This window comes from Agaribacter marinus (assembly GCF_030160655.1).
Taxonomy (GTDB): domain Bacteria; phylum Pseudomonadota; class Gammaproteobacteria; order Enterobacterales; family Alteromonadaceae; genus Glaciecola; species Glaciecola marina.
In genome coordinates this window covers 1310569-1334882 of the sequence record NZ_BSOT01000005.1, presented here as the reverse complement: position 1 = coordinate 1334882, position 24314 = coordinate 1310569, and the positions used below count along the sequence as shown (strand labels likewise).

Annotated in this window: 18 protein-coding genes; 10 read left to right on the top strand and 8 right to left on the bottom strand. The window is 40.9% G+C overall.

The features are described from left to right. Position 1: 1 nt before the first annotated feature. On the bottom strand, positions 2-2368 hold the full coding sequence (locus QQK00_RS07410) for a beta-galactosidase (protein WP_284216842.1): 2367 nt from the start codon (positions 2366-2368) through the stop codon (positions 2-4). Positions 2369-2785: 417 nt separating this feature from the next. Continuing rightward, positions 2786-4942, bottom strand: coding sequence for a sulfatase family protein (locus QQK00_RS07405; protein ID WP_284216841.1), 2157 nt, complete (start codon positions 4940-4942; stop codon positions 2786-2788). Between the two features lie 149 nt (positions 4943-5091). On the opposite strand from QQK00_RS07405, the gene QQK00_RS07400 reads away from it, so the two are divergent. The 3 genes from QQK00_RS07400 to QQK00_RS07390 all read left to right on the top strand — a co-directional run bounded on the left by QQK00_RS07400 (position 5092) and on the right by QQK00_RS07390 (position 9165). Next, the gene (locus QQK00_RS07400; protein WP_284216840.1) at positions 5092-6456 is read left to right on the top strand and encodes a serine hydrolase domain-containing protein; all 1365 of its coding nucleotides are present in this window, start codon (positions 5092-5094) and stop codon (positions 6454-6456) included. Between the two features lie 175 nt (positions 6457-6631). Further along, positions 6632-8011: a DUF1800 domain-containing protein gene (locus QQK00_RS07395; protein ID WP_284216839.1), complete on the top strand. Its 1380-nt coding sequence runs from the start codon at positions 6632-6634 to the stop codon at positions 8009-8011. Beyond that, complete coding sequence (locus QQK00_RS07390; RefSeq protein WP_284216838.1) at positions 8011-9165, top strand: DUF1501 domain-containing protein; 1155 nt, start codon at positions 8011-8013, stop codon at positions 9163-9165. The genes QQK00_RS07395 and QQK00_RS07390 overlap by 1 nt, the downstream gene beginning before the upstream one ends. Positions 9166-9174: 9 nt before the next feature. Here the strand turns inward: QQK00_RS07390 and QQK00_RS07385 are convergent, their stop codons facing one another. Continuing rightward, a complete protein-coding gene (locus QQK00_RS07385) occupies positions 9175-9960 on the bottom strand; it encodes a lipase family protein (protein ID WP_284216837.1) in 786 nt (261 codons plus the stop codon). Positions 9961-10168: 208 nt separating this feature from the next. Continuing rightward, positions 10169-11941, bottom strand: a complete 1773-nt coding sequence (locus QQK00_RS07380; protein ID WP_284216836.1) for a ricin-type beta-trefoil lectin domain protein — start codon at positions 11939-11941, stop codon at positions 10169-10171. Between the two features lie 427 nt (positions 11942-12368). Here QQK00_RS07380 and QQK00_RS07375 point away from each other — a divergent pair, with 427 nt between their 5' ends. Then, positions 12369-13001: a hypothetical protein gene (locus QQK00_RS07375; protein WP_284216835.1), complete on the top strand. Its 633-nt coding sequence runs from the start codon at positions 12369-12371 to the stop codon at positions 12999-13001. A 99-nt stretch (positions 13002-13100) separates the two neighbouring features. Here the strand turns inward: QQK00_RS07375 and QQK00_RS07370 are convergent, their stop codons facing one another. After that, positions 13101-14603 (bottom strand): alpha-L-fucosidase, encoded by a 1503-nt coding sequence (locus QQK00_RS07370; RefSeq protein WP_284216834.1) that lies wholly within the window; start codon positions 14601-14603, stop codon positions 13101-13103. Positions 14604-14675: 72 nt separating this feature from the next. On the opposite strand from QQK00_RS07370, the gene QQK00_RS07365 reads away from it, so the two are divergent. Then, the gene (locus QQK00_RS07365) at positions 14676-15578 is read left to right on the top strand and encodes a LamG domain-containing protein (RefSeq protein WP_284216833.1); all 903 of its coding nucleotides are present in this window, start codon (positions 14676-14678) and stop codon (positions 15576-15578) included. A gap of 38 nt (positions 15579-15616) precedes the next feature. Here QQK00_RS07365 and QQK00_RS07360 read toward each other — a convergent pair whose 3' ends face one another. Then, the gene (locus QQK00_RS07360; RefSeq protein ID WP_284216832.1) at positions 15617-16312 is read right to left on the bottom strand and encodes an SDR family NAD(P)-dependent oxidoreductase; all 696 of its coding nucleotides are present in this window, start codon (positions 16310-16312) and stop codon (positions 15617-15619) included. A 161-nt stretch (positions 16313-16473) separates the two neighbouring features. Between QQK00_RS07360 and QQK00_RS07355 the strand changes: the two genes are divergently transcribed. Next, entirely contained in the window at positions 16474-17142 is a 669-nt protein-coding gene (locus QQK00_RS07355; RefSeq protein ID WP_284216831.1) for a GntR family transcriptional regulator, read from the top strand. A 491-nt stretch (positions 17143-17633) separates the two neighbouring features. Here QQK00_RS07355 and QQK00_RS07350 read toward each other — a convergent pair whose 3' ends face one another. Together QQK00_RS07350 and QQK00_RS07345 are read right to left on the bottom strand one after the other, a co-directional pair. Continuing rightward, positions 17634-18863, bottom strand: coding sequence for a DUF6786 family protein (locus tag QQK00_RS07350; protein WP_284216830.1), 1230 nt, complete (start codon positions 18861-18863; stop codon positions 17634-17636). A gap of 56 nt (positions 18864-18919) precedes the next feature. Further along, positions 18920-19651: a helix-turn-helix domain-containing protein gene (locus QQK00_RS07345; protein WP_284216829.1), complete on the bottom strand. Its 732-nt coding sequence runs from the start codon at positions 19649-19651 to the stop codon at positions 18920-18922. A gap of 149 nt (positions 19652-19800) precedes the next feature. Here QQK00_RS07345 and QQK00_RS07340 point away from each other — a divergent pair, with 149 nt between their 5' ends. The 4 genes from QQK00_RS07340 to QQK00_RS07325 all read left to right on the top strand — a co-directional run bounded on the left by QQK00_RS07340 (position 19801) and on the right by QQK00_RS07325 (position 24187). Next, positions 19801-20973 (top strand): Gfo/Idh/MocA family protein, encoded by a 1173-nt coding sequence (locus tag QQK00_RS07340; RefSeq protein WP_284216828.1) that lies wholly within the window; start codon positions 19801-19803, stop codon positions 20971-20973. Between the two features lie 11 nt (positions 20974-20984). Then, positions 20985-22037, top strand: coding sequence for a sugar phosphate isomerase/epimerase family protein (locus QQK00_RS07335; protein ID WP_284216827.1), 1053 nt, complete (start codon positions 20985-20987; stop codon positions 22035-22037). Between the two features lie 15 nt (positions 22038-22052). Further along, complete coding sequence (locus tag QQK00_RS07330; protein WP_284216826.1) at positions 22053-23291, top strand: MFS transporter; 1239 nt, start codon at positions 22053-22055, stop codon at positions 23289-23291. 77 nt (positions 23292-23368) lie between these two features. After that, on the top strand, positions 23369-24187 hold the full coding sequence (locus tag QQK00_RS07325) for a sugar phosphate isomerase/epimerase family protein (protein ID WP_284216825.1): 819 nt from the start codon (positions 23369-23371) through the stop codon (positions 24185-24187). The last annotated feature ends 127 nt before the right edge of the window (positions 24188-24314 follow it).

The following is a 24314-nucleotide window of genomic DNA, read 5'->3' as shown; positions in this document are numbered from 1 at the left end:
GTTATTTATCGTTAAGTACGCCAAATCGTCGCTCGTACAATTCCGCGTTTAATTCCCGTGCGGCATCCACCAAGGGTTTATAAGGCGTATCAGTCACCGATACAATACCACTGTTGTAATTTTCGCCGTCATAGGCTCGACCTGTTATTGGGCCATCCATGTACTGAAACATATGTGCGCCGACAAAGTAGGGGTTGTCTATCACGCTGTACATGTAGTTTTTGAACATACGACCACGGTCTTCTTGGTCAGCAGAAATAACAATACCAGGGTGAACGTGTCCAGCATCATCTGCGCCAACGCTAAACTCGCCGATCAATGCCGGTTTATCGATTTCTTCTAAAAAGGCCCACTTACTAGGGACAAGACCTTCTTCGTAAAGATTATAGGTAATTACGTCTACATGTTCGGCAGCAGCACGCAAAATCTCCATCGGCATGCCCCAACTTGGCAGTCGAGAACCCAAATAAAGGTGATTTGGTAAAACGGACTTCATTGCTTGATTGATGGTGTCAAAATATTGATTGCCATAATCTTCAAGCAGTATGCTGTAATCAGCGAGTTGTTCATCATTATTAATTGATGGGTCTGCCGTTTTGTCGAAGTACTCCCAAGATACATAGTCTTTATCCCAAGCGTCATTTAGCGATTCGATGGTGTTGTATTTATCTTTGAGGATTTTTGAAAATGCCGCTTTGCCTTTCGATTTACTCGCATCCATCGAAAGTGCGGACAACACTAGCCCATAATGAGACTCATCGCTGTCTAAGCGTCCAAAGCTTTGTTCATTGTCAAAAAATACACCCATTGTCCATCGAGATGACTGTATTTGCTCAGCAACATGTTGTGCGGCAGCAAGCGCCCGTTCTTGAAACTTTGGATCATAAGGATCTGGCACCGGGTGCCAAAAATCGAAGCCACTGGAGATGGTGTCAAAATCACCAATAATATCTGCATAAGCAACAAACGGAATTTCTTTATTCTTATAGAATTCACTTTGGGCCCAATTACCTAAGGACGTAAACCCCCAGTCTTTCATTCGATCGATTGTTACTTCTCGCCACGTCGTCAGGTATGATTCTGGTGTCGTTTCGCCATATTTACGCTCTAGGTTTGCACTGTAAAAACTAAATGTTTCACCATGTGCTAGTGGCCCAGATTGTGTTTCTCGTCTGTATCCATAGTGGTTACCCAACGCGTCCTCGTATGTGGGTAACCACTCAAAGAGGCTTTTTCTCACTTCTGAAGCGACATATCTTGTTTTTTGGGCATCAAGATTAACGGGTCTAAGCGGCATATCGTCTTCTCCCAACAGTTCTTCGGCACTGCGCATTGGTATCGTGTTTTGGTCAAAATCGTAACCAGTGATAGTTGAGGAGTTACTGAGCCTGATAATATCGATACCCGTCGAAAAATATAGATAACCCTCTGGGTCAACTAATGTCCATTTATTGTCTATTTTTTCCGTCCTAAAATACCCAGTAGCTTTTAACTTAGGGCCATCTTTCCAGCCACTATATGCAGACCTATCTTGCATTAAATCGCCTTTCAACGAGTTCAGCTCTTTAGCCGTTATGTCTTTGAGTTGGGCTAATGATTTCACTTTGTTCGGGTAGTCTACTTTCGCATTTTGTCCAAATTCGTCAACCAATCCCTTAAGAAAGAGTGGGTCCATTTCAGGGTTTGGCCTTAGTCTAATATTATCGAGTGTAATGGTCCTATCGCTAAGATTGCCATCGGTCATAAAAATGATACGGCTAATGTTTGATATATCTAGGCGCTTCTTCCCCCAGAAGCTATGTGCCTGACGATCCGTTGATTGCCAAGTTGCGGGGTTTGAACGCAAACCTGAAGAAAAATTGAATTCATTTGGTCGTGCGTTTTCAGGATCGACTTGGTCGTGACCATCCATTTTTGCGTACACAGTAGTTGTATCACCCACAGGTACCACAAAACCCCGTGTATACGCTGCGCCACTTTTATCTTCAATAATTAGGTTTATTTGGACGGACTCATTGCCCGGATTCGCTATATCAAATGCTAAATTGAAATCGCTATATTCACCCCAGTCATATGATGTAAGCGTCACCATAGCGATACCCGCAGATTCGTTTTCCTGAGTATGCAGCTTTACTTGTAAGGCTTTTCCGTTCATCCCCTTAGGCGCATCAACTAAATCCATCTCACCATTAAACTTGAATACATTGAGTGGTACAAAAATTCCTTCGAAATCTTCGATGACTACTTCTTGAGTTAATTTGCCTTGGCTGTCCACCATGTCCGAAGGTTGTGAACAAGACGCGACAAGTCCAACACCGGTAAAAAACATGAGTTGCCGAAAGTATCTAACAGGACTTCTTTTTGTCATTTGTTGCCTACATACATAACTAAGAAAGCCAGCACGATAATTTACTTCCACGTTTTCAGCAAGTACGCTATTTGGCGTGTTTTAAGGCAAGGACAATACGGAAAATAGCTTGCAATTTTTGTCTTTTTGGTGGCGATGAAATTACTTTGTAGTGGCACTAAAAGTAAGTTAACTATTTGATATTAACGTTAATTTTTAAATTTCGATATACGCCTTCATCTTTTTAAATCATAAATGTTTGAAAAGTAAGACTGCACGTTGATTGGCGATTTTTCATAAAAACTTACATAGACTTTTACAAATGAGACAAGTGTTTCAGCATCACTTAATCAATAACTTCGATAATTTGTGATACAGAAACACTTTTGAAACAACTTTATACCTTACCCAACGTGACCATTTGCTCGACAAATAGGCTTACTGGGAAATCGGTAAATGGTGGTCAACCCGTCTCGCAAAAGGAATCGGGATTTCTACTAATGGCTCCGGTCTTGGCATTTGATCTGCCCATTGCCAATAACGGAGCCTCAATTCTTCTGCAATTTCTGGATATTCATTAATGTAGTTCACACTCTCTGGTTCTACTAAGGTCATATCAAATAAGTATTCTCGTTCAATACCTGCTTGCATATACTTCCAATTTCCTTGCCTTACCGCACGTTGGAAATAAAAACGCCAGAACAAGGGGCGTTGCATGAAGTCTTCTACAACATCTTCGCCTTTTACTAGTGGCAATAGATCCATACCGTCCAAATTAGCTAAATCTTCGACACCCCCAGCCTTAAGCACTGTGTAGGCAGCGTCTAGCGAAGATACTGGGGTATCAATCACTTGCCCTGCTGCAATCTGCTTAGGCCAATGCATTATATAAGGGACGCGCAGCGCACCCTCGGTGAGCATGCCTTTTTCGCCCGTAAATGGAGAGTTGAGAGACCCATTCCATGTTCCCCCTTTTGTTATAGGCTTGTCTTCTGGGGTTGTACCGATGGGAGCGCCGTTATCACTAATAAAGAATATCAAGGTGTTTTCTAATAAATTATAGTTCTCTAGTTTGTCTAGCACTCGACCCACACCATCATCAAGCGCAGCCATCATCGCTAGGGCGTAACGTCTACGTTCAGGCATATCGCCTGGAAATTGATCTAAATATTTTTGTGTGGCCTCAAGTGGCACATGGGGCGCATAATGAGATAAATAGAGAAAAAACGGTGTTTGCCAGTGTTTATCAATTAAGGTTAAAGACGCATCGCTGGCCAAATCTACTCGAAATTCACGACTTCGATACGCCTCCACTGGAATAGTCCTTCCTTGCTCGTTAAATGTCCTTAAGTATGAATTAGTATAGCCTGCAAAAATATCGTCAAATCCTCGGCGATGTGGCATATAACTTCGTCTGACATCTACTGGGACTTCACTAGCTCTAAATGGCACTAGGTCAGGGTAAAACTGTTTGCCCCATTCAGTTGAGTTTCCCAATATTTCCAAATGCCATTTGCCCGCCATACCAGTTTTGTAGTTATTTGATTTGAGCCTATCTGCAAGGGTTTTAACGTCTAATGACATTGGAATATGCCTGTTTTCATCTAAGCGAAAACGAGCTTGATAAAGTCCAGTGAGCATTGCCGCCCTTGAAGGGGAGCATTGCGGAGCGGTTACATAGCCATTGGTGAATCGAACACCATTGTTTGCTAGCTTATCGATATTTGGGGTTTTAATATCATCCAGCGATTGCTGAATGCTTAAGTCTGCATACCCTTGGTCGTCGGTAAAGAAAACAATAATATTAGGTTTCGAGCGTTGCTGTGCATTTGGTAATGAAGTGGGTAAAGAAAACTTCCCCGAGTTTACTAGCCGTTGCGTACGGGCACCATACCTTGATTTCACTCTTGCAAAAACCTGTTTCCCGCCGTGTGTTTCAATAATGTCATCAGGGATGCGTGTTCTGAAGCGATGCTTCCCTTTCGGGGTATTGCAACGTTCTGCCACGGCATTGCCGCTAATTGTTTCCGTATTTGCGTTGTCTACAATAATGATGAGTTCGTTATTTTCTCCCCTTACTGCTAAATCAACACTGACGGGTTCCTTTACATCTGTTTGACATGCCCAGCCCATGGCAAAATATGCATTATTTACTTCAACTATACCGTCAAGTACACCACGCAGTCTTGTCGCGGGAAAATCAGGAAATGACGGTTTGGCATTTCTCAAGCGCGTGCGTATGCCATCTTTTTCATGCACGAGGAAAGCGCGTTTGCCTGCGTGGCGTTGTATAGTATCTTGGTCAACGGAGATAAAGAAACCATGATTACTATTGGTATCGCAAAGCCCTCTAATTGTGGTAAATGAGCGTTCATTTGCGTTAATTGACGCTACAAACGTCGATTCTTCAAATGTATGCCCTGCGTATAAAGCTAGCTTAAGAGGATTTGGGTTGGATTTTTCACAGGCCCAGCCAGCGAAAGAGAGTGATTGGTGATTACCTCTGGATTCTTGTGCAAACCCGAGAATTTCTTGTGCATTGGCATTGCTAAAAAACATGCTTGTCACAGTGGATATGAGTAATAAATATTTCATGTTTTCTTTATAAATCTGCCGTAGAATCAAATAATTATAGTATTGCATCTTCTGCCGCTAGGCAGCGCTTGCGACCGAATAAGATTTTCGTCCTTGTTAGCGACTAGGTTTGCAGTCTCATTTACTTGGTCATTAAAAAGAATAATACCATGAAAAAATTTGTTTTTATTTCCATTTTTCTCGCGCTTGGTTTTACAGCATTTTCTACTTTTGTGATTAAAATTCCACCTTGGTATTTAGGGTCGGCAGTGGAAACGGCAACAGGTCTGGGAGCTAAAGTTGCGTGCTCAGGCCGATATGTCTCCGGTTTTAGTGATCAGCGTATTTTTGATGATTTAGCCGTATATTCGCCAATTACACGTTCGCTTGATTTAACATTTGACGATGAGCAAAGTAGCGTTGACGTCAGTTTGTATGGCATGGGAAGCACTTCTGCCAAATACCGAGAAGGTCTTGGGTGTACGCTTGATATTGGTGATAGTTCAGCCTTAGACGCCATAGCCCTTCATTCTATAGATGACAATAATGCCGAATGGCCTCGAGGTAATCGCATAAGCGATGTTGTCGTTGAGCAACAAAAAATAACGGACAAGCTTCTCAAACAGGACAATACCGAAAACTTAGATACGCGGGCACTATTGGTGGTTAAGAGTGGTGCTATAGTGGCAGAAGCATACGCTGCTGAATACGACGAAAATACGAAATTTCTCGGATGGTCAATGGGTAAGAGCATCACATCTATTTTGATTGGAAGTATGATACATCAAGGAAAGCTAACGCTGAATGACGCTAACTTATTTGCAGCATGGGATAACGATGAAAGAGCAAATATTCGTGTTGAGGACTTGCTTACAATGACCAGTGGTTTGGGGTTTGATGAGACCTATATGCCAGGTAGTGATTCTACACGTATGTTGTTTGCAGCACATAGCGCGTCTAGTGTGGCGTTAACGTCGCCATTGGTGAAACCGCCCAGTGAGTATTTCGCGTATTCGTCTGGCACAACGAATTTATTGTCACGATTAGTTTTTCAACGTGCAGGGAATACACCGCAGGCTAATCATGATTATTTCGCTAAACAGATATTAACACCCTTGTCATTGCAGAATACTATATTTGAGGTTGACGCCAGTGGTGTCTTTGTTGGTAGTTCTTATATTTACGCTAGTGCAAGGGATTGGGCAAAGTTTGGTTTGTTGTTGCTTAACAATGGTGACTGGTTTGGTCAGCGTATTCTTGCTGACGGCTATGTTACAAAGATGCAGGAGGCGAATGCAAGCCAAAATGAGGCTCGTTATGGGTTTCAACTATGGCTAAATAGTGATGGTATAGGCAAGGAGGATACGAATTTACGTTGGCCAAATTTGCCAGCAGACGCTTATATGATGAACGGCAATCGTTCTCAGCTTGTCTTGGTCATTCCATCATTGTCGACGGTAGTTGTTCGTTTGGGGTGGACACCTGGTCGCTATCCTTCGAATGAGAAATTTGCGAGATTGTTATCTTTGGATTAGTTTGAATCTCGGGTTAAAAAACAGATCTATATGTTTGATTAGTATGGAGCGTGCAATTGTAACGGTAATTGTAAAGGCAATTGTAAAGGCAATTGTAAAGATAATGTAATTTGGCTTGTCGCGTCCATTTGCATTGCTTATATTGATTAAAAATAAATCAAAAAGTGTGTCTTAAATGCCAGTAAATTTTGCGTATATTGCTATGCACCGGTTTTCTTACGGAGCAGATAGTGCTTCATTGGCTAGCTTGAGTCAGCTCGGGCAATTAGAACAGGTACAAGGGTGGTTAATTCAACAGCTTAGCCGCTATACCATTAGCACCGACGCCGACTGGACTAGTCAATCCGCAATAGCGGCGTTTATTAAGTATCGGGGGTTAAGAACGAATGCTAAGAATGATGAAAAGCTACTTGAAAACGCGAAGAGTGCTAGAAGGCACAATTTTAACTTAGCAAGACATTTAGCTGAGGACATTGTTCGAAATGCAATTACTACGCAGCAATCCTTGCAGGCTCGATTGTCAGATTTTTTTGCAAATCATTTTAGTGTGAGTCGCGGGAATCCTTTAGTAACAATGCTCGCGCCAACACTTGAACCTGAAGCTATTCACCCTAATTTGCACCGTAAATTTTCAGATTTGTTACTCGCCGTTGTCAAACACCCGGCAATGCTTGTTTATCTCAATAATGAATATTCTATTGGCCCGAACAGCCAGTTTGCTAAAAAAAGTCGGAAGGGAAGAGGCTTAAATGAGAACCTAGCACGAGAAATATTGGAGTTGCATACACTTGGGGTAGATGCGGGATATACGCAAAACGATGTCATCGAACTGGCAAAAGCGATAACTGGATGGTCGGTTGGGAGAGGGCGTAAAAAAGAACCCCTTGGATTTTTGTATAGAGTTGGTGCCCATGAACCCGGAAGTAGACAAGTGTTCGGCAATCACTATCCTCAAGACAATATTAAGCTTCCTGTACAAGGCGAGTCGATCCTAAAAAATTTGGCCAATCACCCATCCACCGCAACGCATATATGCGAAAAGCTCGCCAGGCATTTTGTATCAGATACTCCTGATGAGCAAATAGTTAAATCGATGGTGGCGACTTGGCGTTCTACATCTGGCGATATTCCAAAAGTAATGGAAACACTTATTATGCACCCTGAAAGTTGGCACGGCCGCTTTGATAAGTTTAAGGCGCCTCGGGAGTTTTTAATAAGCGCTTACCGAAGCTTTGGAGAAATACCAAAATGGCCAGGTATATTCAGAAGTTTAGAGATCTTAGGACAGGGGATAAATAATGCAGGATCACCTGCTGGATACCCTGATACAGCGCAAGAATGGTCTGGCGCCAGTGCGTTGATGGGGAGAGTTGAGTGGGCCAATCATTTTTCAAAGCAACTAATACGAAACAAAATGCCGTCTGCGGACGCACATGCAAAGAATATTCTAGGTTCTCGTTTAAGTGAAAAAACGCTCACACATTTGAGGCGTGCAGAAAGTATGCAACAAGCGTATGCGTTGATGCTTATGAGTCCAGAGTTTCAAAGGAGATAATGGTGCAACGAAGAGACTTTATTAAATCAGCTGGTGCGAGTTTAGTGATCTTGCCTGCGTTGTCTTTTTTTCCTGCCTATGGCGTGCTAAATGGCGCCACTAGGCAAAAGAAAGTCATTTGGGTATTTTTGCGGGGAGCTATGGACGGACTTTCTGCAGTTGTGCCTGTGGGTGACCCTAGTTATAAAAAGTTTAGAGCGCAATATCAGCGTAAAGATTCTGCGCCACTACTACCAATTAGTGATTTTTTTGCATTTGATTCGAAGCTTAGCTTTTTACATAACTTGTATCAGCAAAAAGAATTATCAATCGGCGTAGCCGTTGCGTCAGCATATCGGAAACGGTCTCATTTTGATGCACAGGATCAAATGGAATCTGGTTTAGATAAAACTGAGCATGATAACGGTTGGTTAGCACGAGCACTGGCTATTGTAGGCGGTATGCCGTTAGCAATCTCTCGAACCACGCCTATTGCCTTGAAAGGCGATATTCAAGCGCAAACTTGGTATCCGTCGACTCTTGATAGCGTTGATGACGATCTATTGGCGCGTTTGTCAGATATGTATGAACATGATGTGTTGCTAAAAGACACTTTAAACACTGCAATCATGCAATCTAACAATGAAATGATGATGGGCAAAAGGCAAGGGGCTAGCTTTGTCAATTTGGCATCTGAGTGCGGTCGTTTGCTCTCAGGAAATGCAGACAACAATGAAACTGTTATAAATTGCGGTATGTTGGAGATGGGCGGGTGGGATACCCACAACAATCAGCGAGGGCGGCTTTCACGTCAATTTACACAGTTAAATGATGGCCTTAAAGCGCTAAAATCATCACTTGGCAAAAACTGGGAGGATACATTAGTTTTTGTCACAACAGAATTTGGTCGAACAGTCGCGATTAACGGAACAAACGGTACCGATCATGGCACAGCGTCTACTATGTTTATGTTAGGTGGTGCACTTAAAAAAGAAAGCCCGTATATGTCAGGCGGCAATATATACGGTGAGTGGCCTGGTCTATCGAATCTATATCAAGATCGGGATTTGAACGCGACCTCAGATCTCAGGTATTGGATCGCCAAAGGGTTGCAAGCGCATTGGGACTTAAATATCCGTCAAATTAACCGTGTTTTTCCAGATATTACCTTATAAAAAATATGACTAATGGTCGTCAAAGAGTGTTTTATTTCGAATGTATTTGCGCATGTAGTGATAAGTGATTGGCCGCAATAACCAGCTTCTCAATGACATCCATAAGCGTTTAAGTGTGGGAGTGTTTTCATAGATTTGATCATCATGTAACCAAAGCATTTTACCCACGTGCCAAAAATAGTACGGGATTGGGGGTAAATAGGTGATCATATCTAAATCACAGCATACACGATACGTTTTGTTGTGGAGCAAATATTTACGCCTGAATGACAAGCTGCCGGCGGCAGGTTGTCCAAAGGTAACAACACGCTTTACTTTTTTCGGATGCATTCGCTCGTAGTAATCCGCCATCAACAATGCGACTGCACCACCTGATGAGTGTCCGATAAATGAAAAGCGTTTACCTTGCCTAAGTAATGGCGTGAGTACACTATATAGTAATTGTCTCAATGATTGCAGACCACCCGTCGTAGAATCTGGATAAAGCGGATAATCTAAAAGGCGCTTAAATCCCCAATGTACATAGTAACTGTCGTTCAAGACGTTTAATTTTGTAGGGAAAATACAACAATTACCTAACCAGTCGCGTAAACCCAAGGACCCTCTAAATACGACAATTACTTCTTTTTTATCGTCTTGCCACAATAGTCTTACACTCATTCGGTTGTACTTATCTGTTAGCTGTATTTGTTTAAATGGTGAAATAACGTCTTGGTAAATACTTGGCGTGTCTGGATAGGATAACTGACAAAGGATGGCATAACGCTCATATTGATAGCGTTTTAGTTTCTTCAATGAACAAGCTCCGCTAGATACAATAAAACAGATGATTAGTCACAAATTCTGCCATTACACTAGTGACAGAATATGACAAGCGGGTGACACTGCACATGTTGTTACTGAATGGTTTGCATGTATCTACATTGTGGCCAGACAGAAAAAAGCCCAGTAAATGAATTACCGGGCCTAAGTTTGTGTGTGCAATTGTAGTTGTTGTTATTTCCTAGCGTTGATCAGGTGGAAGGTCTGATGGATCGGCTGTATTAAATATTGTTGCTTCAACCAAACCACTTGTCCCTAAGTTAGTTGTCGCATTGAAGTTAGTGAAATCACCGGTAAGCGTAGCGCGTTCGGCGGCATCTAATCTTCCATTTTGATTGTCATCCGTATTGAATAAATTGATTGTTGCTGAATTGGCTCTAGATGACGTGTAGTTGTTAAAGTTATTGCCATCAATCGTTAAGTTGCGGAATGCGAGGCCAAATATCCCACTTCTACCCGAACCGTAAAATGCATTGTTAAGGATTCTAATGTTAACGGATGCTTCTTCACTTTCTGCGTTGTTTTTGTGATCTTGATAAGGAAGTATGCTTATGCCTTGGTTGTTTTGAGCCGCATTCACCACTCTATTCACCGCAATGGCATTGTCGATAACCGTGACGTCACGAGACATATGCTCTACATTAATACCACTGGAAAAATCGAATTCGTCTGTGCTGTTACCAACCGTTTCAACAAAGTTATCTTCAATAGTAACGTCCGCAACTTTGGCAAGCGCAATAGGGAATTCTGATGCTCTCATTGGATCACTATTTAAGCGTCCAGAGTTATTTTCGATAACACCGTCATTAAATTTAATGACCAAGTTGTCGAAATTACCACGTGCTGCAAATGTATTGTTATTGAATCCAGGGGCTTGGTCTACATTTGGGTTGTAGCCATCGTTTCCACCATCAATTTGAATACCAACTTGCATGGCAGGTTGACCTGCTTCTACATAAAAGCTGTTATTTCGGATACGTAAACTCCCTGCATTCTGGAAGAAAATTCTTTCGCCATTGGTATTAAAGAAGTTAGTTGAAACGCGAGAAAAATTCGATAAAAGTGCATCTCTGGTTAAATCAATCGACTTGTTAAGGTTAACAAACGTCGAGTTTTCAATTGACAGGTTAGATGGAATAATGCCTTGGTTACGAACGCCGGCAGTTGCATTCTTCAAGGTGACATTGAAAATACTTAAATTGTTTGCACGTGTATTGTCCTTGTTGTTCAACTCTATAAGTGTGTTAGCGCCATTTCGATTGTCACCAACAATCGTCAAGTTACGCACAATGACATTATTTGCTGCGACAATAAGCGCTGGTGTGAATTCAGCAAATGCACCTGATGTAGGTACTGAGTGGTTTATCTGTTTACCGTTACCCTCGATGATCACACTTTTGTCGATTGTAATCGCTTGATTCATTGAAAAGTTAGTCGACAGTGTAATGACATCTCCGCTATTCGCGCTAGCGATTGCGCTGACAAGCTGAGACGCATTTGCGGCAGTTAAGCCGTTTGCTGGCGGTGTGTTGTCGTTAGAATTATTGTCATTTTCTGGTGTAAATGCCAAGCGAGTTTCATTACATCCTTGCCACATTACCAATGTTGTCCCGTTCGATGGATTTGCCGCTCCACCATTTGGATGCACACATTTATTGCTAGATACCTGTTGCATACTGCCGCCTGCGGTTCTGTCAAAGCGAACTCTATCAGCAAAATCACAGCCATCCCAAAGGACTAATTCAGTTCCGTTTGCAGGGTTAACACTTCCACCCGGATGAATACATTTATTTGATGGGACATGTTTAACGCTGCCGCCGGGTGTCCAGGAGAAGTTAGATGCGCCACCAGAGCAGTTGCTGCTGACAACAACTAGTGTGCCATTTGCCGGAGAGGCAGAGTTATTCTGTGTTCTTAAACATTTTCCTGAAGAGTGCTCTACGGTCTGAGCCATTGAACTAGTGCTAATTACACAAAAAAGTGTGCATAGGGTTGAACCTAAAATAGGGTACTTCATTGTTGCTTACTCGCTTATTATTGTGTGTGCAATGTGTCCGTTTATTAAAAGTATTGTGTCCATACATATTAAACTTCAACACCGATTGTTTACAATTAACTGTTTGGTGTTAACGTTAATTTAACAAAGCGAGAACAATATTCAACAAAAATTAGTAAAAACGCAACAAAAAATCGTAAATACATACTAAAATGGCATGAAATATGCTGGATTACACATAATATGTTTTTTCTTGCCCATAGAAGATGTAATAAATTGTGTTTTCTATTTAGGTGTTCTTAATTGGCAAACTACTGCCTACTTGTAAACCTATCAAATTTAAATATACTCCCGCGCTCAATTTTTAAGATTAGGAATATCTTTGATGAAAAAATTTGGGATCATCTCAGTCGCTTTGGCTGCGCTTTCATTTAATTTGTGTGCGCAAGAAACAGAAAAATCTGTGGAAGAAATAGACGCCTATGGATATTGGGACTATGGTTTACGATTAGGCATTACATCCATTGATGACCTAACTGCACGCAGTGAAGGTATTGACGAGTCTGCATATATCGTCGGTCTCGATGTAGATTATACGAAATCAAATTGGGTAACTACCTTTACGTTAGACATACTTGTATACGACGACAATGCTAAATTTTCTCAAGAAGTAGAGGGGACTGGTCTATTTAATGATGGTGAGCGCTCAAGAGCATCTTCATCTGCCACTGGTGGATTTATTTCCATTGGTACAGGTTATCAATGGATTGCTGATGAAGGAGGGACTATCGCATTGCGCGCGCAGGGAGGTTTTGGTGCCGTAGTGTATTCTGAACGCTCTATCAGCAATTGTAGCAACTGTCGGTCTGAAGATATTGATGTGGATGGCGGTGCATTTGTTAAGTTGAGCGCAGATAAAGATTTTGGCACTGTCACTGTTGGCATTTTTGCACAACAATTCTTAGGTGGCGATGGCTTAGATAATATCTATGGATTGCGCTTTTCTAGCGGATTTTAAATCAACTACGCTACACCTTACTTTTGTTAGAATAGATAAACCCCAAATTGATCTACATTAATATTGGGGTTACTTATAGCAAATGTAAAACTAGCAACTTCATACGTCTTTTCTCAGCTCAATTTTAAATGCGAATGCTGAATGTCCGACTTTATTCATGGGCGGTTCGATTGTTAAAACATTGTTTACCCATGACCAAGCAAGTTTTTCATCACTACCGACAAATGAAACGTTTTTAATCGCACTATCATCTGTTTGTATTTTTGTAATTTCAATTGGTTTGGTGGGCCAATCCATGACGAAGGCGTAAATGTTGTTTCTTTTCTGTGTAAATCGAATATCTCTTTCTGTTTTTTCGGCATTCTGTTGTTCTGACAAATGCCCTTCAATAATTTTAGTTGGACCTTGTCCATATACTTTCCATGGTTGAGTGCCATAAATTGCTTCGCCGTTGATTTGGAACCATTCTCCAATTTCTTTTAAGCGATGCCGAACTTCAGTTGGAATATCGCCCGAGGCTGTTGGCGTAATGTTTAGTAATACCCGGCCATTTTTGCTAACGACATCGACTAAAAAGTCGATTATTCGGTTAGTGGATTTATAATTTGGATTGTTAGTGTGGCTCCATGAGTCCCAATCAATAGAATCATCAGTTAACCAAGGGAAGGGCATTAGTTCGCTCATTCTTGCTCTTTCAAGATCTAAAACGGCTGAGCCTTTTTCTAGATCTTCAAATTTGTATGTCACAACAACATCTTGTTCGCGAGATTGCGCATGATTGTAGTAATAACTTAAGAATTCTAAGCGTTTGTCTTCTTTAATAATATCCATCTTGTTATCAAAGTAGACTAAATCAGGATTATATTTATCAACGACCTCTATTATTTTATCTAACCATTGTTGATTAAACGCCTCATCAGGCAATGGAGTCGTTGGTTTGTCAGCAAGCACAAAGGTCCCTTTCGGTACTTTAGGGCCATATAAATCAGCATATTCGTGATTGGATGCATCCGTATTCTCATCCCACGTTGGGTACCACGCATATTTCCATTGATGATGAAAGGTAGCGATGAATTTCAATCCTTCATTACGTAACGCGTTAGCCATTTCTCCAACTATGTCGCGTTTTGGTCCCATATCTTTGGCATTCCATCGCGTAATATCACTGTCCCACATTGCAAAACCGTCGGCATGCAATGATACAGGGCCTGCAAATTCAGCACCTGATTGCTTGATCAAACTTGCCCACTCAGTAGGGTCGAAATTTTCACCTGTAAACATAGGTATAAAATCTTTATATCCGAAAGAGTCTACACTGCCATAGGTCTTTTCATGGTGTTGCCTGATTGGATGGCCTTCGTTATACATAAGCATTGAATACCACTCTGTTTCATGCGCAGGTACGCTATAAGGACCCCAATGAAAATAAATACCAAACTTTGCATCTAAAAACCAACGTGGAGTTTCATGCTGTTTTACAGACGACCAGTTGGCTTGATATTCACTTGAATTGTCGGGAACTGAAGACGTGCATGCGGTGTTGACAAATAACGCTAGCGCCAAAATAGTTATTAATCTACAGAATGGTGAATTTTTATTCATATATGAAAAATGTATTTTATATTAGAACCGCGTAGCGTATGCTAAATAAGTGAATTGTCAAGGGACTATAACATGCAAAATTTTTTAAAAAAAACTAAGAACAGCATTGTCGTCAGTACTACCCTACTAATAATCTCTCTTGTGTCACGGGCAGAGGTCGATGGGCCAGCGTTTAAAGCAGGACAAGATCCTAAGCCTGAAGGCATGCATTGGCAACTGTTAGAGGATTATTCTGATGAATTTAATGGCGATGCGTTAAATACGAATAAATGGCAGCAGGATCCAGTTGGTAACGGTTGGGGGTGGATAGGCCGTCCTCCTGGCTTGTTTAGTAAGGATGCTGTTGTCGTTAAAGATGGAAAGTTGCATATTACAGCTTCTGTATTACCAAAACCAGTTGAAAGGAAAGGGAAAACATTTTTGTATCAAGGCGCGGCAGTGCGTTCAATAAAGCCAGCGCGGCACGGTTGGTATTTTGAAGCCAAAATGAAGGCAAATCGAACAGAGATGTCATCTACTTTTTGGTTGATGAGTAAAAATACGGATTGTACTAAAAAAGTCGAATTGGACATTCAAGAAAATATTGGCGTGGTTAGTGATCTAGCTGAAGAATGGGCTAAGCAATGGCATCGCATATTCCATTCAAATGCCATTCATCGTCATACCAAATGCCAGAAAGAACCGGTCCAGAAACAAGGGCAATTGCTCTTAGATGAAGAAAATTGGCAACGTTACTTTGTATATGCCGCTTGGTGGAAGTCACCTACTGAAATTCAATTCTTTCTTGATGGAAAATATGCATATACTATAAATCCTAGTACTGAATTTGACGTGCCAATGTGGTTGCACATGGTGGTGGAAACTTACGATTGGAATCCTGTACCAAAAGACGGAGGAAGAGTAGCAAAAGCCCCTGAGCATGAACGTATTACTTCATATGACTGGGTGCGAGTTTGGAAATTAAGTGATAACTAGCACCCGTTCAACAATTCACGATCAGCAATGATTCAGCATTAGTAATCGATAGCGTTACCATCATAATCAATGAACTTGCCTGAATCGTTTGAATTTAAAGATTCAATGTGTGTAAACATTTTTGAACATGCATCTTCGATAGAATCGGTTGCCTCTGGTCCACCCATTTCGGTGCGAACCCAGCCAGGATTCAAAGCAATAACTGTTGAGGAGGGCAACGTGAGAGACAGTTGTTTGTTTAACATATTTATCGCTACTTTCGACATAGCATAAGAGGTATAGATATCTTGGCCGTCTTGTATACCGGCGATGCTTGCTAATCCAGATGATACATTAATAATTTTTGAGAATTTGGTAAGCTGTTGCTTAATGCTTTGTACGAGTATTGCTGGCCCAATCGCGTTAATCGCAAGAGACGTCGAAAAAGCCTTGTATGACCATTCGCCAAAGCGCTCCTTATCCGTAATGCCGGCATTATTAATTAAGATGTCGATCTTAATTTCGAGGCTTTTTAATACCGACGAAAATTGTTGAATAGAATCATCTGAGGCAAGATCTACTTCAAGTATTAACAGTTGTTCTCCCCATTTTTCGACCATTTCGTTGCTTATATTTTGTGCACTTCTGCAAGCTGCAATTACATGGTAGCCATTTAACAAATACTGTTCGGCTAGGCCCAATCCTATGCCACGATTAGCGCCAGTTATTAAAACTCTATTGTTGTTTTTTAACATTTTTATCTCTTTATTAGGTTTGTTACCAGTAACTATTTATTAGCACAGGTCAAGTAAAATTTTATTGTTTTTTGATAACATATTGCAATCAGCCATTGCCAGTCGCAAAAGTTAAGGTATTATTGTTTGAATAGCACATAAAAAGTTTTACTTAGGGTAACATGCCAAAAGAAGAAAAAAGTATAGGTCAATCCCCTTTATTGTCTGATGCAGATTCTGTTTATGCAAAAATCATGAATGATATCGCAGATGGTGTATTTGTAAGTGGTGATAGACTGGTTACAACGCAATTGGCGAAGCGGTACGATACAAGTATTAATCCAATAAGGGAAGCGCTCAAGCAGTTGCAAGGCGAAGGATTCGTTTCAATTTCACCAAATAGTGGCGCAAGCGTTTCAAAGTTTGAATTTGAAACAATGCGCAACGTGTTTGAAATATTGCAATTACTTGACCCCTACTTATTACAATATTTTGTCGAAACTTATACATCTGAACAGATGGCGGAAACGCAAAGCATCCAAGACAAGCTCGAGAACATGTCTGATGATGAGCTTATGGAATTCAGGTATTGGGATACTGAGTTTCATTGGTCTATTTACAAGCACCATTACAATAAGCAAGCGATAGACTTATGGAAAAGGAATCGACTCATTTTGCATGCAATGCATGTGAATTTGCCAATAAACTTGATTCGAATTAAGCAAAGTATTGTTGAGCATCGCGCTTTGCTTAACGCGATTAGTAATCGTGATTCTGATGAAGCGTTAGGCGTGTTACGCGCTCACATTAGCGGCAGTGGTAGTTTTTGGTCCCGTCACTATCGATTTTGATTACATCGCGAACTTAATTCGAAAATGAATGATTACGTACGTAGCCCTTATTCATAAAAAGGGCTACTGTATAACTTTCTGTTACTTAAACATACTTATTCTTTACGTCTCCTGACTCATACTAGCTCCCGCTCAGATACTGCTTATTTGGAAAACAGTAACCGTAACGTGGTGAGAGCAAATTCTTAATTTTTCGGCTACTTAATTCTATAATTTTGACATTCATTCTTTATTACACATAATAAAATAACTATGAGACGTAAAATAAATAATAAAATAGGTTGAAATAGAGTTTAATGTGTGTGAATCTGTGTGTCAGAACGATGTACTGTGATTCTGTTTGGGCTTAAACGTGTAGAATTACTTTAGGGTGTTAAAACCCTAGTTCAAATGTGTGTGCCGTGCTCAACTTGTGCTGGTTGAGCAGTGAAAAAGCCGTCATTCTTTGACGGCTTTTTTGCATTTATTTACATTGTCTTAGGGCAACTGGACTAGTCTTTAAATACGTTTTCTATCGTAGCTAAATCAACGCCAAATAAATTTTCCGAGATTTGATTTAAGGTATGACGTTCACCTGTTACATGAAAAACTTTATGCGTATGTGAGTGCGTTTCTCCTGCTTTTAGCGGTCTGGCGCTTGATGATGTTTCTAACTCATAAAACGGGCCAAAAGGAGGTTTTCCACCCACAGAGCCATCATTGAACACATTGATCGCTTCGCCCTTGTGCGCTTCGTAACCATCCTCAAACCAAACTGCGTTATTATAGTATTTATCCGCTGGATTAAAACTGAAGGTGATAATAGTTAGTAAATTATTTTCACTATCATAACTGCCAAGCACAGGTTTGGTATTCTCGATAGGTATACCGATTTTATTCATGTACTTGGCGTTTGCTCGGTAATAAACGATATCGTCCATTATTCGGTAATGAGATGTCGAATTTTCATTGAAATAGGCCGTCGGCTCTGTGAGCGAGCCGCGAATTGGCATTACCACGGTGTTGTTGTCGCTCGGGTCAAAAGCACTTAAGTCCCAAATTGACAACATGCCTGTTTTGGCGGTCCAATCAGCGCTACCAACATTCTTTATTTTTGTGTGAGCTTCATACGCAAACGCATTTACGGTATCTAATGACGAAATTGAGAGCGCCTTGAGTAAGTCACCTTCGTTGATTAATGAGATACTACGTTGAATATCTACTTCAAACACAAACTTACTGTAGTTCAGAATATCTGCGGTTGCTTGCATATGCACAGAAGACGTACTTCTGCGTACTATTTTATATTCATCCATCGATATAGCATCTGGTACTCGGATGTTTGGTACCGTTTGAGGTTTGCCAGGTGCAAAAAATATTGCATAGGGGCCTTTTTCTGAACCAAACCAAAGCCGGGTTGACCCCCCAACCGCGGCGCCAGGGTCGGTGTGTTTGTTTTGAAGGTAACGGCGGTTTATCCAACCAAGACTTTTGTCATGAAACGGATCTTCTTTGGCGACCTTGAAAGTGCCAACCATTGCTCTACCTTGCAATTCAGGGAGCACAATTAGCTTACCTTGCAAGTTTTCAAGCACAACAGGCGTAAACTGTGTTTCTAAGAGTACTTTGTCATTATTAAAGCTGGGCTGAGTGTTCACTAATGTCGTGTTGTCGTTTGCTTTGAGTCCTACCACATGAAAAAGGCTGAGGGCGATTAAAAAGGGATACCTAGTTTTCTTCATCGTTATTTGGCTATAAAAATTGGCAATAGTTTTTATGCTATCACGAATATTTTATCTTAGTCATCGTAATGCATCTGTCGACATTTAGAGGGAAGCACACCAAACATTTTTGAAAATTGCTTTGAAAAGTAACTGTGATCTTGAAACCCTGTTGCCTCTGCAACGTCAGCGATCGGTAAGGTACTTTCAATTAACAGACGACGTGCTTTTTCTAACCTGAATTCGTTAATAAACTGTTTAGGGGTTTTTGATAAGTGTTTTTTGAACCTTCTCTCTAGTGCACTCACAGATAAAAAGCATTTTTGTGCAAGTTCTTCAACTGTAAATTCACGCTGAAAATTATCTTTAATAAATGCAATGGGCTGTTTAAGTAAGTCAGCATGATTAAGAATATGGGATTGCTCTAACGGGAAGGTATAGCCATACGTTCCCACGATATTTTCATTTTTATCTATAAGCGGGCGTTTAGACGTTGAGAACCAAGCAACGTCGCCGCTCTTAAGCATGTTTAACTCTAGACGATTAGAAATATGATTACCTTTAATTACCCGTATGTCGTCATTCATATATTGTTTGGCTAAATGCGGAGGGAAAAATGCATCATCTTTTTTACCAACAAAGGCGAGTTTATTCTTCCCGCCAATGTGTTCAATGAGGGCTTGGTTTACATGCATGAAACAACCCTGTTTATCTTTAATCCAAAAAAATACGCCAGGTAACAAATCAAACATTGACAAAAATTGTTCTGAGGTTATTTCATCTAAATAAATATTTTCTTTATTAATCATGCAGATATGCTTTTTTCAATTGTAAGTCGCCAATGCCTAATAGTCTATTGCGCCGATTATGTTGCATTTTACTCCGAATATCAGTTAACACAAAATGTTATTTAATTGTAAATTGATTTCAATGGTAATAGTGTTTCAAATGGGAATGTATGTCAGGACAGGTACGTAAAATCAGAATGGGAATGGTTGGTGGTGGTGAAGGCGCTTTCATTGGTGTGGTTCATCGCTTAGCCGCGAGTTTGGATGGCGAGATAGAGTTAGTTTGCGGTGCATTTAGTCGAGACGCTGAAAACTGTAAACGAACTGGTCAGGCATTATTTTTATCGCCTGAACGTTGCTACTCAAATTATGCCGAAATGTTTGAAAAAGAACAAGTTTTAGCGCCTGAAGAACGCATGGAATTTGTTGCGGTGGTGACACCTAACCACTTGCATTTTGATGTCGCTAAGCAAGCACTGGAATCTGGTTTTCATGTATTAAGTGACAAACCCGCTACTTTTACCTTAGCTGAAGCAAATGCGCTAGAAAAAATCGTTTTGTCTACTGGCCTATTGTACGGATTGACGCATACATATTTAGGCTATCCTTTAGTCAAACATGCTAAACAACTAGTTGCAGATGGCGTGCTCGGCAAGGTGACAAAAGTTGTCAGCCAGTATCATCAAGGGTGGTTAGCAACACCGCCAACAGAAGACAACAAGCAGGCGGAGTGGCGATTAGATCCAAAGACTGCAGGTGTCAGCTGTTGTATGGGCGACATTGGTGTTCACGCAGCAAACCTTGTTGAATATATTACGCAAGATACGATCACTGAAATATGCGCAGACCTTACATCTACAGTAGAAGGCAGAGTGTTGGATGACGATGGCTGCGTTATTTTTAAAACAGAAAGAGGTGCTAAAGGCGTTATTTCTGCGAGTCAGATATGTGTCGGTGACGAAAACGATCTTAGTATTAAAGTCTACGGTGACAAAGCTAGTTTAGCGTGGCGACAGGAAGAACCAAACTCTCTTTGGATTAAATATCAAAATGCTCCTTCACAATTAATTAGAGTCGGGGTCGGTGAATTGTCCTCTGAAGCGAGTGCAGCGATTCGAACACCTGCCGGACATCCTGAAGGCTACATAGAAGCTTTCGCAAATATATATAAAGATTTCGCTAAGCAAGTTTGCAGCTTTGGTGATGACACCAATGTTAATGCTCATGTCCCTGGTATTGAAGATGCCGTAAGAGGCATGGCGTTTATCGAAAATGTAGTTGTAGCAAGTAAGTCTTCTGAAAAATGGCATACAGTCGTGCTTAACGCTGAAGCACTAAAATAAGGAAAAAATTAATGAAAGAGATTAAGGGACCGTCAATATTTTTAGCTCAGTTCGCAGGTGACGAAGCACCTTTTAATTCATTAGATAGTATTTGTAAATGGGCATCTGGATTGGGTTATAAAGGTATTCAAATGCCATCTTGGGATGGGCGTTTATTTGACTTGGAAAAAGCGGCCAAAAGCGCTGATTATTGTAACGACGTGTTGGCTACGCTAGATAAATACGGTTTATCAATGACCGAGTTATCAACGCATCTTCAAGGCCAGTTAGTGGCAGTTAACCCGGCGTATGATGTTATGTTCGATGGCTTCGCGCCGAGTCAGTACCATGGCAATCCTAGCGAACGAACAGAATGGGCTATACAGCAAATGAAGTATGCCGCTACGGCAAGTAAGCATATGGGGCTTAAGACGCATGCTAGCTTTTCAGGTGCGTTACTTTGGCATACTTTTTATCCGTGGCCTCAGCGTCCACAAGGTTTAGTTGAGCAGGGGTTTGAAGCACTAGGTCAAAGATGGTTGCCAATTTTAGATGCGTTCGATGACGCTGATTGCGATATTTGTTATGAACTTCACCCTGGTGAAGACTTACACGATGGCATCACTTTTGAAATGTTTTTAGCGGCTACTGGTGACCATCCAAGAGCTAATATCCTTTATGACCCAAGCCATTTTGTATTGCAACAACTAGATTATTTGGCATTTATTGATATTTATCATGAGCGAATTAAAGCCTTTCATGTAAAAGATGCCGAGTTTAATCCATCAGGGAAAATGGGGGTTTATGGGGGCTATCAGTCTTGGGTTAATCGCCCTGGTCGCTTCCGTTCACTTGGCGATGGACAAATTGATTTTAAAGCAATTTTCTCAAAGTTAACCGCCTATGGGTTTGATGGATGGGCAACACTTGAGTGGGAATGTTGTATTAAACATCCGGAGGACGGCGCTAAAGAGGGTGTTGATTTTATTAAGCAACATCTTATTCGTCCTACAGAAAAAGCGTTTGATGACTTTGCTGATGGTGGTGCTGATGAAGCACTCAACAAGCAAATCCTAGGACTCTAACAAAAAGGTACTATCATGGACACGCAATATACACAGCAAGATCAGTCTAGATTATTTATTCTCAGCTGCATCGCATTAACCGTAACGGCAATGACGTTTGCAATCCGAGCAGGCATATTGGGTGATTTAGGTGCTCAATATGGGTTATCTGGCACTGAATTGGGAATAATTAGTTCAATGGCCTTCTTAGGCTTTCCTATCGCTACAATGGTTGGTGGTATTCTTTACAATATGTTTGGTCCTAGAATGCTATTGTGGATAGCCTTCATTGGTCATGCGCTGGGCCTTGTATTAACGATTTATTCTAACGGCTTTTGGGGTTTAATCATTTCGACGTTTTTAATTGGCTTTGCGAATGGTATGGTGGAAGCGGCATGTAATCCTTTGATTGCAGAAACCCATGAAGACAACAAGACGACGATGTTGAACAAGTTCCATGTTTGGTTCCCTGGTGGCATTGTTATCGGTGCGTTGGTATCGACAGGTATGACTGAAATGTCGTATGGTTGGGAGTTGCAGATCGCTGTGATGCTAATCCCTACTGCCATATACGGTTACATGTTGATGAAAAGTAACTTCCCTAAACTTAACCCTCTGATTACCTCCTCTAAAGAAAACATTAAGAATATGTTGTCACCATTGTACATATTTTTAATTTTTTGTATGACGTTGACCGCTACGACGGAATTGGCGACAGGACAGTGGATCAATGAAATCCTTGGGGCTTCTGGTGCCCATCCTATGCTAACACTAGCGCTTGTTACCGGCATAATGGCTGTTGGTCGTTATTTTGCGGGACCTATCGTACATTCTATAAATCCAGTTGGCGTATTAGTCGCATCAGCCGTTTTATCTACGCTTGGTTTGTACCTAATGAGCCAATTGCAAGGAACGCCGGTGTATTTTGCAGCCGTAGTTTTTGCATTAGGTGTGACGTATTTTTGGCCGACGATGTTAGGTTGCGTAGGTGAATATACACCTAAAACAGGCGCTATTGGTATGTCTATGATTGGTGGTGCTGGTATGTTTGCCGTAAGTATATGGACACCAATTATCGGCGGCTGGATGGATGAAGCCAAAGCGCAAGCTTTAACACAAAACCTGACCGAAAATGAAATGGCACTTGCGTCAGGTCAAGCCGTATTAAGTAGTTTAGTGATATTACCTGCAATTTTAATTGTTGCATTTGTAGGTCTATATTTTTACTTATATAAGCGTGGACAAAAAACAAATATAGCAAGTGAAGCAAACTAGCGTTAATACTTAAGTACTATTGGCTAGAAACATTAAAATTTATGAGGGCAATTATGCCGCTTAAGAAACGAAACGTTTTGAAAATAACGACACTCATGCTTAGCATGGGTGTCTCTTTAAGTACCTTAGCGCATGATATGGGTTTACAACTATACAGCGTTCGAAATCAAATGCAGGAAGATGCACCCAGTACCTTGGCTAAAGTAAGTGAGTGGGGGATTGTTAATTTGGAAGCTGGAGGGAATCTTCATGGGTATTCGCTGCATGAGTTTAAAGCCTTGCTAGATCTCAATGGTTTTAAAGTCGTGAGTGCAGATTCTTCTTTCGAAGAAATACGGGATAACCCAATGGCTGCGGTATATAAGGCGCATTTTTATGGTGCTAAATTGGCGACGATTTATTGGGCGCCTCATGAGGGTAAGTTTACGCTAGAAGATGCTAAACATACCGTCGAGGTACTCAATAAAGGAGGAGCTATACTCGCCAAGCATGGTATTACCTTACAGTATCACCCACATGGATATGAGTTTGATAAATGGCAGGATGGCACTTTATTGGATTATATTATTCAAAATACAACACATGCGAGTTTTGAAATGGATGTTTTTTGGGTAAAACAAGCAGCTCAAGACCCTTTAGCGCTGTTAAACAAGTATCCAAATAAATTTACCTCTATGCACCTGAAAGATCGCGCAGTGGGCTCTCCGTATTCGCAGGACGGTAAAGCCGATAAGGATACAATGGTTGTGCTTGGTCAAGGTGATGTTGGTATTGAGGAAATCGTTAAGAAAGGGAAAGAGTATGGTGTAAAGTACTTTTTTATTGAAGATGAGTCAGATAGGGTAATGAAACAAGTACCAAAAAGTATTGAATATCTAGAATCAATCAATTTTTAAAAATATGGCCAAAGAGTAGATAACAACAACTAATAAACGTAATAACTTAGTGAATTTAAATAAAATTATTTAATGAAAGTTGCTAGGTGATTTTGTTGTATTCGGATGAAAGAAGAACATCTAAGAT

Bases quoted from the DNA above. Each gene is read 5' to 3' on its own strand.
- QQK00_RS07335 (WP_284216827.1), top strand. From the start codon at position 20,985: ATGAAAGAGATTAAGGGACCGTCAATATTTTTAGCTCAGTTCGCAGGT.
- QQK00_RS07410 (WP_284216842.1), bottom strand. From the start codon at position 2,368: ATGACAAAAAGAAGTCCTGTTAGATACTTTCGGCAACTCATGTTTTTT.
- QQK00_RS07390 (WP_284216838.1), top strand. From the start codon at position 8,011: ATGGTGCAACGAAGAGACTTTATTAAATCAGCTGGTGCGAGTTTAGTG.
- QQK00_RS07365 (WP_284216833.1), top strand. From the start codon at position 14,676: ATGCAAAATTTTTTAAAAAAAACTAAGAACAGCATTGTCGTCAGTACT.
- QQK00_RS07330 (WP_284216826.1), top strand. From the start codon at position 22,053: ATGGACACGCAATATACACAGCAAGATCAGTCTAGATTATTTATTCTC.
- QQK00_RS07345 (WP_284216829.1), bottom strand. From the start codon at position 19,651: ATGATTAATAAAGAAAATATTTATTTAGATGAAATAACCTCAGAACAA.
- QQK00_RS07395 (WP_284216839.1), top strand. From the start codon at position 6,632: ATGCCAGTAAATTTTGCGTATATTGCTATGCACCGGTTTTCTTACGGA.
- QQK00_RS07380 (WP_284216836.1), bottom strand. From the start codon at position 11,941: ATGGCTCAGACCGTAGAGCACTCTTCAGGAAAATGTTTAAGAACACAG.
- QQK00_RS07355 (WP_284216831.1), top strand. From the start codon at position 16,474: ATGCCAAAAGAAGAAAAAAGTATAGGTCAATCCCCTTTATTGTCTGAT.
- QQK00_RS07350 (WP_284216830.1), bottom strand. From the start codon at position 18,863: ATGAAGAAAACTAGGTATCCCTTTTTAATCGCCCTCAGCCTTTTTCAT.
- QQK00_RS07340 (WP_284216828.1), top strand. From the start codon at position 19,801: ATGTCAGGACAGGTACGTAAAATCAGAATGGGAATGGTTGGTGGTGGT.
- QQK00_RS07370 (WP_284216834.1), bottom strand. From the start codon at position 14,603: ATGAATAAAAATTCACCATTCTGTAGATTAATAACTATTTTGGCGCTA.
- QQK00_RS07375 (WP_284216835.1), top strand. From the start codon at position 12,369: ATGAAAAAATTTGGGATCATCTCAGTCGCTTTGGCTGCGCTTTCATTT.
- QQK00_RS07360 (WP_284216832.1), bottom strand. From the start codon at position 16,312: ATGTTAAAAAACAACAATAGAGTTTTAATAACTGGCGCTAATCGTGGC.
- QQK00_RS07405 (WP_284216841.1), bottom strand. From the start codon at position 4,942: ATGAAATATTTATTACTCATATCCACTGTGACAAGCATGTTTTTTAGC.
- QQK00_RS07400 (WP_284216840.1), top strand. From the start codon at position 5,092: ATGAAAAAATTTGTTTTTATTTCCATTTTTCTCGCGCTTGGTTTTACA.